This is a genomic window from Streptococcus pluranimalium, assembly GCF_002953735.1.
GTDB classification, from domain to species: domain Bacteria; phylum Bacillota; class Bacilli; order Lactobacillales; family Streptococcaceae; genus Streptococcus; species Streptococcus pluranimalium.
The window spans coordinates 1213863-1230317 of record NZ_CP025536.1; the positions used below are offsets into that span (position 1 = coordinate 1213863).

The window sequence follows — 16455 nt, forward strand, 5'->3', positions numbered from 1 at the left end:
AGTTACAGCCTTTCGTTTGATTTATAAATCTACCTCAGTTCCTTCCAGGAAACAAACGGTTATTTCACCATCAAGTCCTATCCTGATATGGTCTAGCACTCGACACATGTCTGAAGGGTTGAAGTCAATCTGCTCCTGCCTAAGCAGGTCACTCAATGCCATGCTGTAGTGCTTATCCAGTAGGCGATTCTCTGCTAAGATTTTCTCCCACTTGCCATCAAGCAAATCAATGTTCTCGCTTAGTAGCTCTAATGCCTGTAGAAAAATCTGCTCGAGTGTCGCCTCATCCAAATGGCTACTGTAACACCCTTCAACACCCTTTATGCGATAGCGGTTGTTACATTGCCAAACTTTACGTTTCCCTCGGCTGGTTGCCCAATTCTTCCGTCCAAAGGCTGACCCGCAGGCTCCGCAGAACACCTTGGTGGTAAAGGGGTTGTCCTCACTCTGCATGATATAGGACTTGAGCTGATGCTCTTCTCGGTAGGTTTTACGCCTGGCGATTTCTAATTGAACAGTCTCCCAAGTTTCCTCATCAATAATACCCTCATGGCTATCTTCCACATAGTATTGGTTTACCTGTCCATCATTTTGAATCCGTTTCTTGGTCAAAAAATCAACGGTATAGGTCTTCTGGAGTAAGGCATCACCTTTGTACTTTTCGTTCTGAAGCATCTTGAGAATGGCTCCTGGACACCAGTTTGCCTTGCCTGACCAACCCTTGACGCCTTCCTTGTTGAAATACCTTGCAATAAGCTCTGGACTGTAGCCATCCATATACAACTCATAGATATCCCTTACCACCTGGGCTTGTTCTGGGTTGATGATGAGTTTACCCTCTTCATCCTTGTCGTAACCCATGAACTTTGTCGCATTGACTTGCACTTCTCCTCGCTCGAACCGTTTTCTAATCCCCCAGGTCGCATTCTCTGAAATGGAGCGTGATTCATCCTGTGCTAAGGAGGACAAAATGGTAAGAAGCACTTCGCCCTTGGCGTCCAAGCTATCGATGTTCTCCTTTTCAAAGGTGACCCCAATCCCAAGCTCCTTGAGTTCACGGACATACTTGATACAGTCCAAGGTGTTTCTCGCAAATCGAGAAATAGACTTGACTAGGATGCGGTCAATTTTGCCTTCCCTGCAGTCTGCTATCATACGGTTAAACCCCTCACGCTTCTTGGTATTGGTTCCTGAAATCCCCTCGTCGGTGTAAATATCTACCAAGTCATAGTCATCTTGCTGGGCGATATAATCTTGGTAATGTTGCACCTGGTTCTCATAACTTGATAGCTGTTCGTCTTGGTCGGTGGACACTCGACAATAGGCGGCCACCCTCAACTTGGGTTTGAGTTGGTGTGTTGTCTCCACCTGCACCTTCTTGGCAGGTATAAGTGTAATCTGCTTTGCCACGGTCGTTCTCCTTCTTTTTGATGGTGTATTGTTTTGTTAAGTCCAGTTTCCAACTATCCAATAAGGACTCTTTGATTTTAATACCTTCGCAGGTTGACTTCCCCTGTTTAAGATAAGTCGCACACATCCAAGTGGGGGTGCGATAGGGAAGCTGTCGGCGTAGGCTTTTCTTACAGTAAGGGCAGAAGAGCTTTCCTGTATAGGGATAGCGTTTGGCATAATCCGCTGGGTTTGTTGTCCCATTTCGCCTCTGTCGGCACTCCTGGGCTTGTTGCCACAATTCTTTGGAAACAATAGCTGGGTGGTGGTCTTCCATGTAATAGCTATCCACCTGTCCTTGATTCAGTTGCGATTGGTGACCAAGGGACGGGGTATAGAATTTTTGAAAGTGCCAATCCCCCTTATACTTTTCGTTACTTAATAAATTTCGGATGGTGCTTTCGTGCCACTGACGATTGGTTACTGTAGGAACCTTGTTGGCATTTAGTTCTTTGGCAATACGATTTGCCCCTTTTCCTGAAACATAAGATTCAAAAATATATCTTACAATCTCAGCTTCTTCTTGGTTGATAACCAACTGCCCATCTTCGACATCATAGCCCAAGAACCGTTTGGCATTAATATGGAATTCACCTCGTTGGAACTTCTTCTGATAGCCCCATCTCACGTTAAAACTGTGGCTGGTTAACTCCTCCTCCGCATAGGAAGCTAGAACTGTTAACATGACCTCTCCTTCTGAAGAGAGAGTATGGATGTTTTGCTCTTCGAAGAAGATGTCTACTCCCAAGAGTTTCAACTCACGGCTGACACTCAGAATGGTTTCCGTGTTTCGTGCAAATCGACTAATGGACTTGGTATGAATAAAGTCAATCCTACCTTGCCGACAAAGCTCCAACATCCGTTGAAATTCTGGTCGAGCTGTTTTCTTACCTGAAATCCCCCTATCCATAAACACACCAATAAAATCGACATCGCTTCTTTCCTTGTAGTGATTGTGATAGTAGGCGATTTGGTTCTCAAACGAGGCTAGTTGTTCTTCTTCCATACTCGATACTCGAACGTAGGCACAAACCCGTAATCGCTTCGGTTTCCTTGTTTTAGATTCAATTTTTCGAACCGTCATCTGTTTTCCTCCTACCACTATATATCACTCTAAAACCTTTATTTATCAAGTCATAAGGGCTTAAATATAAGTAAAAAGATGCCGTTTTTGAGCTATTCAAACGGCATCTTTATTTCAAAAATAAGGTGCGATTAAACCAACTTTAAAACCTGCCCAACCTTGATACGATTAGGGTCAGGAATGCTGTTAATGCGTGCCAGGTCTTGGTAAGTCGTCTTAAAACGCTTGGCAATGCTTGATAAAGTGTCGCCTTTTTGAACGGTATAGGTTTGTTCACTATGACCGACAGTTGAAGGTGCTAAATCTTGCTCCAATACCCAAGAGTTAATTCCTTCTAAAAGATACGCCTGCTTGCTCTTAGATTGATTCACTGCCTTTACCTTAAGGACTTTGTAGACCTTCCCCTTCACAAAACCTTTCATTGGCTGTCCTGTTTGATAATGCGTCGCATGCTTCTCCACCCGAACACTATCCCCAAGGTGATAGCGAGCACCAGACTGGGAGCCTGAACTGGGGAAACTGGGAATGGCAGACACCTGACCTGTAATAGCCTGTACAAACTCCTTGGCCAGAACCCGCTTATGTGCCTCGTAAATGGCCATGTCCGCATTGTTATCGATAAAGGCAATCTCCACCAATCGGTAGTTGTAGCCTTTGCTGGCGGCGACGTTGGCATTATAGAGCCAATCCACCTTCTTAATGCCTCGATTAGTGAAGCGACTAGAAAGAGCTGCTAAAAGTTTCTGGTCCAAAGCATCAGGTTGATAGCCTGCATAAATCAAAATTTCAGTTCCACGAGCCTGGCCATTAAAGGCATTGAAATGAAGCTCTGTAATGGAGTCATATCCCTTGCCAATGCTACCTAAGCTCCGATAATCATAGACATTTTGGTCTGTGATATAGTCAATCTGATTACCTGAATAGATTGCCATCAACTGAGCGAACTCACGCACCTTGTCCGCTTCTGTAATCCCTAACGAACGATTGACCGCTCCTGGATCATATCCAGACTGACCCTTACCGTGTCCACAAATCACTAAATGTTTACCCATTTTCTTTTCTCCTTTTTGTTTTGTAATTGCTTTGTCCCAGTCATTGAGACGGTGTTGTTCAATAATCCCTATCAACTTCTCGGCATAGTTGGGATCTGTCGCATACCCTGCAGCTTGTAAAGCTAAACATGCCTTGCGATAAGCCTTCTCCCCAATGACTGCCGCATAGTTCCTACGTCGCCAGTCGGTCGACGAGAAAAAGACCGCATGATCCATAATGGACTCTGCCCATGAATCATATTTCCGAAAGGCTGCGACCTCAGTCCCCATTTTCCCTTGACGAAACTCCTGAGTAGGTAGCCGGACAACCTTCCCCTTCCAATCCTCACTAGCCTTAATGCCAAAGAGGTTATGGTTTGGGTATTGGGCAAGAGTTGACTGACCCCAACCACTTTCTAAAACGGCTTGTGCAGCTGAGACAGAAGGTAAAATCCCCTGTTCCCATCCTGCCAAACAGTCTTCTTTAATCTGGTCTAAAAAATTCATTTGTCACAGTCCTCCTTAAATTGCTTGAGTATAATTTTCAACTGCCTTGGGATAGGCAAGCCAATCCTTACCGTATTCTCTAAAATGGATAAGCCCTCGTTACTCAAATAGAAGAAAATGATTGCTGTTCTTATGCTGGTTCCAGTCTGTATGAGACGAGTATCAATGATATGTCCAACAGCAACCAGGAAAAATAAGACAATCTTCTTGAAGATGCCCTTAAAGCCAATCCTACTGGATAGCTTTTTTTCAACAACAGCTGCCATAAGTCCTGTCATATAATCGATGCACACAAAGACCACTAAGGCAAAGACGAAGCCATCGACCTTGCCAAAGACTTGGCCAATTAGCCCTCCAATAGTGGAAAACAACAGTTGATTAACGGTCATAATTGATTTCATCATTTACCTCACTTCCAAAGATGTCAATGGGCGTTCCCAAATCGGCTCACCGGTTTCAGTAAACCGCATCAAGTAGAAACACTTCTCATTTAAGAGAGAAATGTCCAACTGCGGGACGGCCCCTTGCCACTGGGTGCTAGTCTTCATTGTCTCTATCGACACCCATTGGCGACGGCCTTCCACCCAAATGGGGCGTTGTTCTGTGACCTTGTAAAAGTAAAAATCAAGGTCACCCTTGACACAACGAATAAACTCCCCATAGGTGTTCATATAAGCTAAGGCTGTTGCCAAATCAAAAGGCTCATTTACCTGAGCCTGCTCAAAACTATCCTGAATGATTTCTTTAGTCATCGTGGTTTCCTCCTGTCTGTGGTTGTGTTGCTCCTTCAAGTAAGGCTTCAAGCTCTGCAACCTTTGCGCCTAATGCCTGATTGATTTCTTGACTTTCTGCCAATTGAATGGCTAAAATTTGCTTAGTCGTCAACTCATCTGCCAACTTTGCGGTCAAGTCAGAAATGGTTAAGCGAAGAGCTTGGATGAGTAATTGGTCGTTCATATCGTTCTCCTTATAAATCTTTCATGTGGTTGTTGTATTCGTTAATAACGGCTCGTCGCATATCCATATTATTAGGATCCCAGCCGATATTATTCCAATGAATCCAGCACCTTGCCAGTGCTCTGACAGCTCCGACAAGATAGTTCATATCAATCATGCTGCCGATGGTGGTTGGGGTAAACTTGAACCCTCGGCCTAGTGAAAAATCATCTTTCAAGATAATACTATCACCGTAGAATTCTGCCTGGTCAACCGTGGCCGTATGAGCTGTCCCTCTTGCCCCACGGAAGAACCTTGCTCCACAAAAACGTCCTGATGAGGCAGAATTAATACCATCTCCAGATGAAGTTACCCCAATAGAGGCATAAAGACTTCCAACCCCTCCATCACTTGATGACGTCACATCATTGAAATGGACAAAAGCTGTGTGCGTTCCTTTGCGTCTCACCAATGCATTATTGGAGGAATTAAATGTTACCGTCGCATCACTATTAAAGGTGATGTTTGCCTGGTTGAGGTTGATGCTCATAGCGTTGTTTAAGGCAGTCAGGACACCTCCAGAAATCTTATTGGCTGACAGGGTAACTGCCTGGACTTGGGTAATAAATGCGTTCTTCGCAAAGAGTTGCTTCAAATAGGCTTCATTAGCCATGAGCTTATTAAAGAAGGCCTGATCTACTTTCAGCTTATCTGCCGTGACAGCTTCTGCCGCAAGAATAACTGATGTGATAGAACCTGCCGTAATCTTCCCACCATGAAGGCTTTCAATCATGGCGTTCTTGATTACCCCATTGTCAATAAGGGTCTGCCCATTCAAGTGAATCAAGCGTCCTTGGATTTTCACGCCACCGGTATTGACATTTAGTTGGCTCAATACTGTCCCACTATCAGACAGATATTTAACTGCCCAAGAATCAGAAAGTTGTTGCACCTTAGTGGTCGCAGTGGTTAGAGGATTTTTGACCTCAGTTTGAAATAGGGAACTCGTCATGACTTGACGAGCCATATTGGTCGTCACATCTCCCTCCGTTCGACCCAAGATCCGCTCGTACAATTGAGCTGTCTCTTTCACCCGGTTAAAATCCGTAGCTAGTGTCAAATCACTCGGATGTGGAGACCAAGCTGTTGGTTCAAGTTCACTTTCCACTACTAGGTACCATTCCACATCAGCTGTGCCACTTCGATCTCCTCCACTGGGTGACCAATAAGAGGAAATAGAAAAGACACCTGTTGTTCGAGGTGTCACCTTTATGCTCTTGGTTTCATAACTTGTAGTCGTAAACTCAAGTCGATAACTTTCTGTCCAGCCCGTGCTGAACAAAAAGATAATAGTTTTCTTGTCGTTCGTTCCACCTGTCTTTTTGGCACGAGCAGTAAAATAGTAAGTTTTTCCTGCTTCAAGCGTTACCTGTCTTGTCCCAAAACCATAATTACTGGAGGATTCATTAAGCCTAGAATTTAAGACCAGATTAACCGAACTTGTCTTGGTCGGGATCAGATTCCTCGTCTCAGTCAAGCCTCGTTCAATCGCTTGAGCTGTTTCACGCTTGTAGTTGTCAAAGGTGGTCGATGGAACATAACCAGAAAGAGCACTCGACGTCAGATAACCCCGTCCAGTGATGTTACTGTCGACTTGAGCCTTGGTTTGATACCCCTTGCCTGCGATGTTACTATCAACCTGGGATTTGGTCTGGTAACCCTTACCTGTGACAAGACTCTCCACCTGGCTACTGGTCAAGCGTTGACTAATCAAACCTGCTTGCTGGGTGAGCGTTGTCTCGGCAGTTGTCAACCGCCCAGTAAGGCCACTCACTTCTGTCTTAGTTGCTAAGAGCTTAATCCCTTCCTTGGTCTGGTCATAGCTCGTCTTAAGGCTTGTTAACCCACCATCAACTGTTCGAACTTGGCCAGAGAGTTCAGCCAAGTTACGACTAATTGTCTGTTGGTAATCAGCCATCTCCGTTTTAATATCTACCTCTGAAGGCGACCAATCTTTGTTATGATGACCCTGATAAACGGCTGGAGAGTTAACCTCCACCCATCTCTCTTGACTAGGGTTATCCCCTGCAAGGCTACCTAAAACAACTATCGGTTTATCATAGCATCCTTGCTTAAAGGTGTAACGAATCCAATACCTCAACCAACCATCCGTTATAGGAAATGTAACTAAACCATCACTCGTTTCTGACCGGTGACCAGTAGAGGTTTCAGCCGTTTTAACTATCTGACGGTTATCTAAAAGCTGGCATCTGATAACTTGTCCACGAGTAGAAGCCTTAGCATAAAAGGAAACTATCAATTCCTTATCCCCGTATAGAGCAATGGTAGTCGCACGCCTGTAGCCTTCGATAACAGAGGTACTGTTGGCAGGCTGAAGTACTTGCTTAACCGCTCGACCAAACATGGTTGCCAAACTCCCATTCGTGTTTCGTTTAGGAGTTTGGTCACTCATCTTCTCAGTATCAGACAAGAGGTTTCGATCACCCACCCAGATGTTTTTAAGGCTCAGTTTCGTGCCATTCAAGTCTTGTTCCAAGGTCTGAACTTGTTGGCTCAACCCTGCTTTTGTACGATCCAGTTGAGTGACTGTTGTTCTCAATCCACCAGCGTCCGTTTGAAGTTGTGTCACCTCCCTCACAAGACCAGTCAATTGGTTACCCTTAGCTAAAAGGTCACGTTTGGCATCATCAAGGCTTCGATTCAAATCAGAGACACTCTCCTTAGTGGCCAAACTCACCAGTTGTCTCACCAATTCCTGCCTAACGCTATCAGCCGCCTCTTTGGCAGCTGTCGCAAGTGAAGTGGACACTCCGACTTGTTGGAGGAGCTGATTGGCTCTGGTCTCTGAGGCCACGACTTGCCGAGATAAGTCTTGCGCTTGGTCTTCCACTTGAGCAATTTTCTGGATTATTTCAGCCTTAACGACTTCTGCCCTACTCTTTGCGAGGTCAATCCCTGATTCTAAGGCCTCCTTTTCTTTTGCAAAAGTCGCCTCAAAGGCTCGATTGGCATTTTCCACAGCTTCCTTAATGGCTAGTTCTTGAGCAGTATCTGCTGCACTAAGCACCTCTTTCGCAAAACTGGACAGTGGACTGGACAGCGATGACCCACCAACAGAAGCCTTATCGTCAAAAGTTAAGGAAATATACTGCTTGGTTAAAGCATTATACTCATAGCCAATGGCCTGTTTGGATAAATCCACTCGATGTTTCCGACTCTTGATGTGAACCCTGTCGCCCAAATGAACGACTTGGCCATCAAGTTCGTAAGCTTCAATGGTAATGGCATCGCTTGGTTTATCAATGTTCTCATACCTAAACTTAGCCTCACCCCATTGTCGAAGCTCATCAAGCGTCTTGAGATTGTTATTCTCAAACTCTGCTTCTTGGATATAAGGGTAGTGGTTAATAAATGGGCTATCTAAGGTCAGAGAGAGAACACGTTCATCATCTCCCTCCTTGATAGTTGAGCGAAGATGAAGTCGAGTAATAACTGACTGACTCCCCTGTTTTCGCTCATACCGCTTCAAATTCTTATGGGTGGAGATGACAACACCTCGGTCTTCTCCACGTCTTGCCTTAATGGCTAAGGAAAAGTTATCCCGAACCAGCTCACCTTCCCAAGTATCAACAAGTGAGTGTTTACCATCCATCAAAACGGAATAAAGGGTCTCTGCTTTATCCGTGTTAAAGGTATGGAGACTAGAAATATCACTCGACAAAGAGAAAGGGGCCAAAGAGGTCTTACTCTGTGCGACAACTTGACTGAGTGCCGTCTGACAACCGACTTGGACAAGAGCAAGTGGTTTGATAGAGCGTCTCATGATATCATCTGTGATGTGATAAGCCACAACCTCTACTGCATCATCACCTTCTACCACCTCTCGAATACGAAAGAGTTGTTGACCCAATAATGGAACTGGTGACTTGATGATCTTGTCTGTTTCGAGTAATTGATAGACCTGAGTATCTGACAAGGGATAGGACATGGTCAGTTTGAAATCACCGTTTAGGGTTTCAGATACCACAGCTGAACTCGCTTCATGTAAAGGCAGGCCATTCCACCGACTGGTTTGACTGGTTTTATCCAAAAGAAATAACATCAAGCCCACCCCCAAACCGTTTCAATCACTAAGGATGAAATCCCAGGACCCAAGACAATACCGACCGAAGTCCCTTGACTGGGATCTAGGGTGATAAAATCTCCTGACCACTGGACAGCTTGTCCCCTACTGGTTAAAAAGGAGGGGTGTTGCGGATTATTTTCCATAACTAACGACTCACTGAGGCGTGACAAAACGATAACCTGGTCACCAAGAGTAAAGCGTGTCTCACCGCTTGAAGAACCACTGAGCGTAATCTTAGGAAAGGCAAGTGCTGACCCTTGTAAACGCAAAGCTCCATTTCCATTAAACGCCTGACGGTCCAGGGTCTTAAAGTATTTTGTTGGGTGACAAACAAAGGTCACGGACACCACCATCACGCCTAGTTTATCCTTCTGACTAGAGACAGCCTCTACTCGATAACACCAGAGCTTGGTCGTTTTCACCTGTTCTCGCTCCAGCCAAAAACCTTCTTTTGTAAACAGACTGAGGAACTGGTAGAGTTGTGCCTCTGTGGGTTTCACCAAGTAGAGGGTATAGGCCAACCTCATCAGGCCTCGTTGACGGTTACTTTGAACCAGAGCTCCACTAATCCCGTCATGTTCCAAGAGCTTGGTTTTAGAATCACTTACCTCATAGGTAGGACCTTCTTCAACAAGAACCTTAAAAGGGAAGGAGCTGGTTGAAACCCCACCGATGGTTAAAGCATTGTGTCTAATCATGCGCATCCTCCTCTCAATCCTTTCTCTCGCTCAAGGGCTTGGCTAAGTCGTCTAGCAACCTCATCTGCCAAGCGGACAATATCTGCTTCTTCACGAACCACAGTATCACTAATGGTCACCGAAACGGTAATCGGCGCTTGCCCCATTGTCTCCGCAATTCCTCGGCCAATCTCACCCAAGGTTGAACGGTTAAGTGGCAAGACGGCCTCACGACCTGCTTCGCCACCAACCATGAGTTGATTCCCATTCATCCCAAAAGCAGTTGGCTTAGTCAAAATCCCTCCCTTGGCATACCAGGCCACAGAGATACTTGGCAAGCCACCTTTTAACCAGTCCAGAGGATTTGCGGAACCTGAAATACTAAAGTGGGGAAGCGGGATATGCGGCCATTGGAATTTAAAGTTAAAGAGGTTCTTAATAGCATTTATGGCAGAGGAGACTGCTTCCTTCGCCCCATTTATGGCATTGGAAATGGTCTGTTGCACGCCAAGCCAAGTAGAGGACACTGTACTAGAAATCCCGGATAGAACGCTGGTGACCGTTGAAGAAATAGACTGCCAGATACTGGAACAAAGTGAAACGATGCCAGAGAAAATACCACTTAGGGTCGTTTGGACCGCCAACCAACAATTGGAAATGTATTGAACTAGAGCCGATAGAATAATCTGTGCAACAGATTGAATGGTAAGCCAGGCCTGCTCAAAAGTGACTTTCAAGGTCTCAAGTGCACCAGACCAATCACCCGTCAATAACTGCATGGTTGCTTTGGCGATGCCGAGGACAAAATCTAGTGCAGCACTCACAATGGTTTTGATGACCTCAAATGAGGTGGTAAAAATCAACTGTAGATTGGCAAGTGCAGCCTCAAGATAGGGACCTAGAAAACTCATGACCGTTTCAACCACAGCCTGTATGGAAGCCCACACCACTTGAGCACTTTCTTGAATGAGGGCTTGATTTTCCTGCCACCAGGTGGTCAGCTGACCCCACAGCGTCATCACAAACGAAATGACCTGATTGGTAAATTGGGTGATGGTATCAGAAATGACCTGCCAGGCCAACAGCACACCATCTCGAAATCCCTCGTTTGTCTCCCAGAGGTGCTTTACCCCAACCACCAGTACGGCTATGGCAGCCGCAATACCTAGAATCGTCCCTACTACAGGTAAAAAGGACACTAACATGGCTCCAACACTTGTTCCTAAAGCCGCAGCCGCTACTTGAAGACTCAGGAATATGGGGAGCACTAAACCAATACCTGCTAGCAGTGCCCCAAAGAGCACAACCGCTTCTTGGATAGGTTGAGCCAAATTCCCAAACCATATTGCTAAGGACTGGATCACTTGAGTGGCCAGTTGAAACAGTGGAATCATGGCTTCTAAAATCGGTTGACCCAAAGCTGACAGGGCATTCTCACCTGATTGCTTGAGGTTGCCCAAGACATTCTCGAAACCATCCGCCTCTCGACTAGCTTGACCAAGAGCACCAGAGAGTTTGTTTCCATCCTCCACCATGGCAAGAAGGGTCAACTGTTTCTGAGACTCTGAGAGTTTATTAAAAGACTCCCCATACAGTTCATTGGCCTTGGCATTACGAGTCGTTTCTGTCGCAGAAATACCTAATGCCGCATCATTTTCAAAGTTCCCTTTCAAAAATGACTGCAGGCTTTCGGTGACTTCTTCAATCGATTTGTCATAAAAGGCAGCCCCATCTGCGGCAGCCCTAGTTGCTCGTTCAGTCAAATCAAGGGCTGCTGCAGTATCCAGTCCAGAGGTCTTGGCAAATGCGGCCATTTGGGTAAAACTTCCCTGTAAGCGTTCAGGGACAATCTGAAGGTCTGATCCAATCTTATTGAGACTGGACCTTGCTTGGCCTTCAAGTTCTCCAAAAACTGTCGCAAACTGGGCCTGACTAGCTTGGAGTCCCGCCGCTGCTTCCATACCCTTCCAACCAATATCAAGCAAGTGTTGGGACAGCTCACCCATCTTATCACCGACAGTCGCAAGTGCCTCTGCACGAAGCGTGTTGGCGACTGTTTCCATCCCGTCCTGGGCCTGGTCAGAAGCACCTCCTGTCTCCCTTAACTCATCATTAAGTTTGGCCAGACTCTCTTTTGCTTGATTCAGTTGCGTCTCCATCTTATTTGCTTCGACGGAGTTTTCACCATAAGACTGCTTGGTGAGGTCCAGTTGTTGATCTAGGTTCTTTATCTGGCGTTCCAGTAGGTCACTTTGTGAAGCAACCTTCTTTTCAGCTAGGGCCAGTCTTTCCGATTCACTAGCGTTCTTTCCCAGTTGACTTTCTTGAAGCTTGAAAGACGATACTAGCTTTTCACTTTCAGATGCCAGTCGCTTTTGTTCGTCCTGAAGCCCTGATAATTTGGTCTTAACCGCCTGAGTGGTGTCCCCATGACTAGACATCGACTTTGTGACGCTTGCCAGTTGACCCTCATAGGTCTTCAGAACGCTTTGGGTAACCTCAAGCTCTCGCTTAAAGGCACGGTACTGGTCAGCCCCAATCTCTCCATTTTGAAATTGGCGTTCCACCTGACCTTGGGCCTGTCGAAGAATCTCCAGCTTCTCTTTGGTTGCTGTGACCTGCTTTTGAAGAACCTCCTGTTTCTGAGTAAGGAGGGTTACATTGCCAGTATCAAATTTTAAGGCCTTGTCAATAGCCTTTAATTCCTTAGAGGCTTCTTGCGATTCTTTTGTTACCCCACGTAAGGCCTTCTGTAAGGGTTGGGTATCGCCACCAATCTCAATGGTAATGCCCTTAATCTTGCCTGCCATGACTGTCCTCCTTTCGTCAAGATACAAAGGGCGTAAAAGCAAAGTAAAAACAGGAGATTGACGAATGGTGCTTACACCAGAGTCCATCTCTCTTTTTTACACAGCTTTTAGCCCGTGTTCAATTCTCAATTGTTCTAAAAACTGTCAAAGTCAGCTTGAGTCGCCTTTCTTGTCGTGCTTTGTTCCTGTGTCCGAAGAAGCACATAGTCGGTCTGATAATCGAGTGCCATACCCAGAGAGAGGTGCTTGAGGTCGTCTATGGACAGACCTGTTTCCTTACAACAGGACAGGTAGGATTCTACCGTGAAGCTCTCCTCGCTCGCTTCTGGCGAGCCATCGACTTTTTTCTGGTCGACATGGATTGGCTAAGCATATTCATCAGAACAGGCCCAACATCCTCCAAAGGAAATTCTTCTAAATCCATGAAATAGGCTTCATAGCCCTTAATCTTAGGGTTGGCAGACTTGGCAAAGGTCCAAAAGAGTCGATGAAAAAAAGTCATATCAAAGTCGGAGAGGACTGAGATATCAACATCCTTGGCGGTCAATTCTTCGCCCTCCTGCAAATTGGAGACCTTATCTAAAATGGCCTTTCCCTGTAACATCTGAAAGAGGTCTTGGAAGTAGTCCTTGCCAAATTGTTCCTTATAAGCAATCGGTGTATAGGCATTGGTCGCTAAATGAATGGTTCGACCTGCCAGTTGTATGGTTTGTTTCATGGCTTCTCCTTCTATCCTGCAGGTTCATAAACAGCTTTGAACCAGTTGTTGCGAATCTCATCTGGGGTGTCTTCTGTCGTCTTACGACGCACCACTTTGTCCAAGGGTCGTGGACTGGCTGAGAAGTTCAACTCCACCTCGTTAATGTCTGCACCATTCTTGGTCTTAGAGCCAAACTTAGGACGACTGGCAAAGCAATAATAAAGAACATGAAGCGTCTCTTTCTTATCCCCTTCAAAACGAAACATGAGGGCGAAATTCTTCTTCTCGCTGCTTGCGGATTCGGTCATAACTTTTGAAGTGGTCTCAATGGTCTCTCCCAAAACTCGTGTCAGAAATTCTTGAGATAAGAGGGCAATCTTAAGCGTTCCCTGATAGCCATCATTGGATTCAGTGGTATAAAAGTTGATATTATCTGCCTTGTAAGAACCTGACTCGCCCGTAGGTTCCAAGGTCAATTCCGCAGCTCCTCTTAAGCGTTCAATTTTGCCATAAGTCAGAGCACCATCTGCGGCTTCCTTGGTCACTTCTGCCCAGTGGACATCTTGAAGACCAAAGGTTACTTTGTTCTTTTCTGTTGGCATAAGGCCTCCTTAAAGTGTGATGTGATAGGTGACTTGGTAAAGTTTCTCAGTGGTGAGATAGGTTTCTACCTTGTCAAAGTAAATGCGATGCGTATCGAGTAAGGCCTCTACCTGACCTTCCAAATCGAGGTTCTTTATCTTGGTGTAAACTTCAAGCAATACTTCTTCTTGCTTATGGTAGGCCATGTTATCTGCCCCCTTATTTTCAGAACCTGATACCCAATACAAAAGATAGGGCGGGCTAAGAACCCGCCCTTCTTCAAAATGGTGATAGGCTAGAGGATAGCCGAGAACTTTGATGAGTCGATAAAAGTCTTTTAAGCTCATAGCCTGTCCTCCAATCGCTTTTCTAATTGACGGACGGCTTCCCTTTCCGCAGGTGCGATATGAGGAATCCCCTCCACTCGACCACCACCTGCCTTAGCATGTCCATTTTCAAGCAAATGGGTTAGTCCTGCCGTCTTGTTATGAACCGTCTTAACGAGGCCTGTCGGGCTATCCTCTATGACTTTTGATGTCCAACCTTTGGCATACTTCCCACGCCTTTTCGGTGAGGTAACCTTCAAGGTCTCAACAGCCTGGTCTGTGACATCAAGAACAGCCTGTCGCATGACTTCCGTGACATCATCTACGTAGTCTGATAACTCAGCTTCAATGGCTGATGCTAAATCAAGGTTGTTCATAACTCACCTCCCTCGTTACCCTTAAGCGGATAGTCTTATCTTCAAAGCCTAAATTCTCCATCGATTGAATGTTATAGACCTTGCCCTCAAAAACTAAACGAACCTGCCTGGTATCCAAGGACGCAATAGCCTTGTCATATCGAAGTAGCACCGAAATGACTTCTTCAATCTCAACTAAACCAAGAGCCTCCCGTTCACGACTAGACAGAGGCTCTACCTTGGCCCAACGACTAAAAAGCAACTGAAAGGTCGACTGGTCATTTCCAAGTTCATCCTGGTAATGACCAGCAACCTCAAAATTCACTCGTTCTCGCAACCCAGCTATTTCCATTAAAAAGCCTCCTTACGGTTTGACAACAAGAGATGATAGAGGGTTTCTTTCAGTTCCTTATGATTGGCTTTCTCTCGGTGTTCATAGAGATAGGCGACACCATAATGGACTGCAGTCTCAAAAACAGCAACTTCCTCGTCATCAAGGTCATCCTGCTCTTTTCGCAAGATATCCAAGCAGAGCTGCTTACTGGTAGACAATAAAGAGGACAAGAGAATGTCCTCTTCATCATGTTCTACCTTGAGATAGAGCTTGATGTCCTCTAGCCTCATCCACCTGACCTCGATCCAGCTTTGACAGTCAAGGTTTTAACGGCTTCAGGAAGCACCAATTTACCATCTACTCGTTGACTGGCCAAGAAACCAACCTGACCATTGGCCGCATAGAGTTCATTGAGCCGCTTAAAGGTGCGTCCCTGACGGTCCGCAATCCAGTAATAGCTAAAATCTCCAAAGGCAATGGCCTTATTTCCTGCTTCAGGAAGGGGCGCAAAGGTTGATGTGAAATACGGCCGGTTCAGAATCATGTCAGGTTGGCCAACTTGGGTTGATGGCTGCCAGATGTAGTTCCCGTTGTTGTCCTTGAGTTTGCGAATGGCTTTGACCGTCGTGTCATGGAGAATCCAGACAGCATTCTTACGGTAAGGAGCAGGCAGGGCATGGTAGAGTTCAATCATGTCGTCAAAAGTGATGTCCTTGGTGGCTGTGGTAGGGCCAGTCACTTCAGCTGTGGTGAAGATACCTGTTGGTTTCTTGGAGCCATCCCCAATCAAAAAGGCCTTCTCTTCTTCCGTACCAATACGACGAGCAAACTCTGCCGTCATATAGGACTCCAAATCAAAGACCGAATCATTTATCAATTCTTCAGAAATGCGGATGGCTGTACCAACTTTGAAGGAATCAAGGGTCACTTGACCAAAGACCTCATCGCTTTCAGGGTACAGACCGTTCTCATCCAACCAAGAAGCCGTCCCGTGTCCAGTGACAACAGGGATTTTTCGTTCGCCGCTAGAGGTCTTAATCACTGTGGCCAATTGGCGGACGAAGTTCTCCTCCTGAAGCCCCTGGATTAGTTTCTTCTCATACTCATCTGGTACGAGATGGCCACCTTCTGAATCTTCGCCAACACGCAGCACATCTTTGACATCAAAGAAATGGCGTTTGCGGATGCTGGACCAGAAGGTTTTGGTATAGGCTTTTGATGCAATACCATCAGCCTCTTCTTCCTCATCCTGTTCAGGGATTTTGGAAGAAGGCTGACTGGTTAGAGCCTGAGCAGCTGGTTGAGACAATTCCTTGTCCAGTTTTTCTTGACGCTCCAAGCGTTCAATCTCTTTGCCAAGGTTGACCACTTTTTCTTCCAACTTGTCATAGGCCTCTGCATCTGCGGCAGATACCTGACCATCGGTTTTACGAGCATTTTCTAGGAAAGCCTTGGCAGCTTCCCAAGCAATGTTACGTTTTTCTTTTAGTTCTAAAATCTTAGACATGTGTTTCTC

At 45.7% G+C, this 16455-nt stretch carries 16 protein-coding genes; all 16 read right to left on the minus strand.

Annotated elements, in window-relative coordinates:
- Positions 1-21: 21 nt before the first annotated feature.
- Entirely contained in the window at positions 22-1374 is a 1353-nt protein-coding gene (locus C0J00_RS06200; RefSeq protein ID WP_456154326.1) for a recombinase family protein, read from the minus strand.
- Positions 1277-2533: a recombinase family protein gene (locus C0J00_RS06205; RefSeq protein WP_104968053.1), complete on the minus strand. Its 1257-nt coding sequence runs from the start codon at positions 2531-2533 to the stop codon at positions 1277-1279. Before C0J00_RS06205 ends, C0J00_RS06200 begins: the two co-directional genes overlap by 98 nt.
- Positions 2534-2664: 131 nt before the next feature.
- On the minus strand, positions 2665-4071 hold the full coding sequence (locus C0J00_RS10665; RefSeq protein WP_104968054.1) for a glucosaminidase domain-containing protein: 1407 nt from the start codon (positions 4069-4071) through the stop codon (positions 2665-2667).
- Positions 4068-4472 (minus strand): phage holin family protein, encoded by a 405-nt coding sequence (locus C0J00_RS06215; RefSeq protein WP_104968854.1) that lies wholly within the window; start codon positions 4470-4472, stop codon positions 4068-4070. Before C0J00_RS06215 ends, C0J00_RS10665 begins: the two co-directional genes overlap by 4 nt.
- A gap of 3 nt (positions 4473-4475) precedes the next feature.
- On the minus strand, positions 4476-4823 hold the full coding sequence (locus tag C0J00_RS06220) for a hypothetical protein (RefSeq protein ID WP_104968055.1): 348 nt from the start codon (positions 4821-4823) through the stop codon (positions 4476-4478).
- Positions 4816-5028: a hypothetical protein gene (locus tag C0J00_RS06225; protein ID WP_104968056.1), complete on the minus strand. Its 213-nt coding sequence runs from the start codon at positions 5026-5028 to the stop codon at positions 4816-4818. Before C0J00_RS06225 ends, C0J00_RS06220 begins: the two co-directional genes overlap by 8 nt.
- 10 nt (positions 5029-5038) lie before the next feature.
- Positions 5039-9130 carry a phage tail spike protein gene (locus tag C0J00_RS06230; protein ID WP_104968057.1) on the minus strand — a complete coding sequence of 1364 codons (4092 nt, stop codon included), beginning with the start codon at positions 9128-9130 and terminating at the stop codon, positions 5039-5041.
- Positions 9130-9852 (minus strand): phage tail protein, encoded by a 723-nt coding sequence (locus C0J00_RS06235; RefSeq protein ID WP_104968058.1) that lies wholly within the window; start codon positions 9850-9852, stop codon positions 9130-9132. The genes C0J00_RS06230 and C0J00_RS06235 overlap by 1 nt, the downstream gene beginning before the upstream one ends.
- Positions 9849-12641, minus strand: coding sequence for a phage tail tape measure protein (locus C0J00_RS06240; RefSeq protein WP_104968059.1), 2793 nt, complete (start codon positions 12639-12641; stop codon positions 9849-9851). Before C0J00_RS06240 ends, C0J00_RS06235 begins: the two co-directional genes overlap by 4 nt.
- Positions 12642-12939: 298 nt before the next feature.
- The gene (locus C0J00_RS06250; protein ID WP_104968061.1) at positions 12940-13359 is read right to left on the minus strand and encodes a hypothetical protein; all 420 of its coding nucleotides are present in this window, start codon (positions 13357-13359) and stop codon (positions 12940-12942) included.
- Between the two features lie 11 nt (positions 13360-13370).
- Positions 13371-13943 carry a major tail protein gene (locus tag C0J00_RS06255; protein ID WP_104968062.1) on the minus strand — a complete coding sequence of 191 codons (573 nt, stop codon included), beginning with the start codon at positions 13941-13943 and terminating at the stop codon, positions 13371-13373.
- A gap of 9 nt (positions 13944-13952) precedes the next feature.
- Positions 13953-14270 (minus strand): hypothetical protein, encoded by a 318-nt coding sequence (locus C0J00_RS06260; RefSeq protein WP_104968063.1) that lies wholly within the window; start codon positions 14268-14270, stop codon positions 13953-13955.
- The gene (locus tag C0J00_RS06265; protein ID WP_104968064.1) at positions 14267-14626 is read right to left on the minus strand and encodes an HK97 gp10 family phage protein; all 360 of its coding nucleotides are present in this window, start codon (positions 14624-14626) and stop codon (positions 14267-14269) included. Before C0J00_RS06265 ends, C0J00_RS06260 begins: the two co-directional genes overlap by 4 nt.
- Positions 14613-14957, minus strand: a complete 345-nt coding sequence (locus C0J00_RS06270; protein WP_104968065.1) for a phage head closure protein — start codon at positions 14955-14957, stop codon at positions 14613-14615. Before C0J00_RS06270 ends, C0J00_RS06265 begins: the two co-directional genes overlap by 14 nt.
- A complete protein-coding gene (locus C0J00_RS06275) occupies positions 14957-15229 on the minus strand; it encodes a head-tail connector protein (protein ID WP_104968066.1) in 273 nt (90 codons plus the stop codon). The genes C0J00_RS06270 and C0J00_RS06275 overlap by 1 nt, the downstream gene beginning before the upstream one ends.
- Positions 15226-16446, minus strand: coding sequence for a phage major capsid protein (locus C0J00_RS06280; protein WP_104968067.1), 1221 nt, complete (start codon positions 16444-16446; stop codon positions 15226-15228). Before C0J00_RS06280 ends, C0J00_RS06275 begins: the two co-directional genes overlap by 4 nt.
- Positions 16447-16455 lie beyond the last annotated feature (9 nt).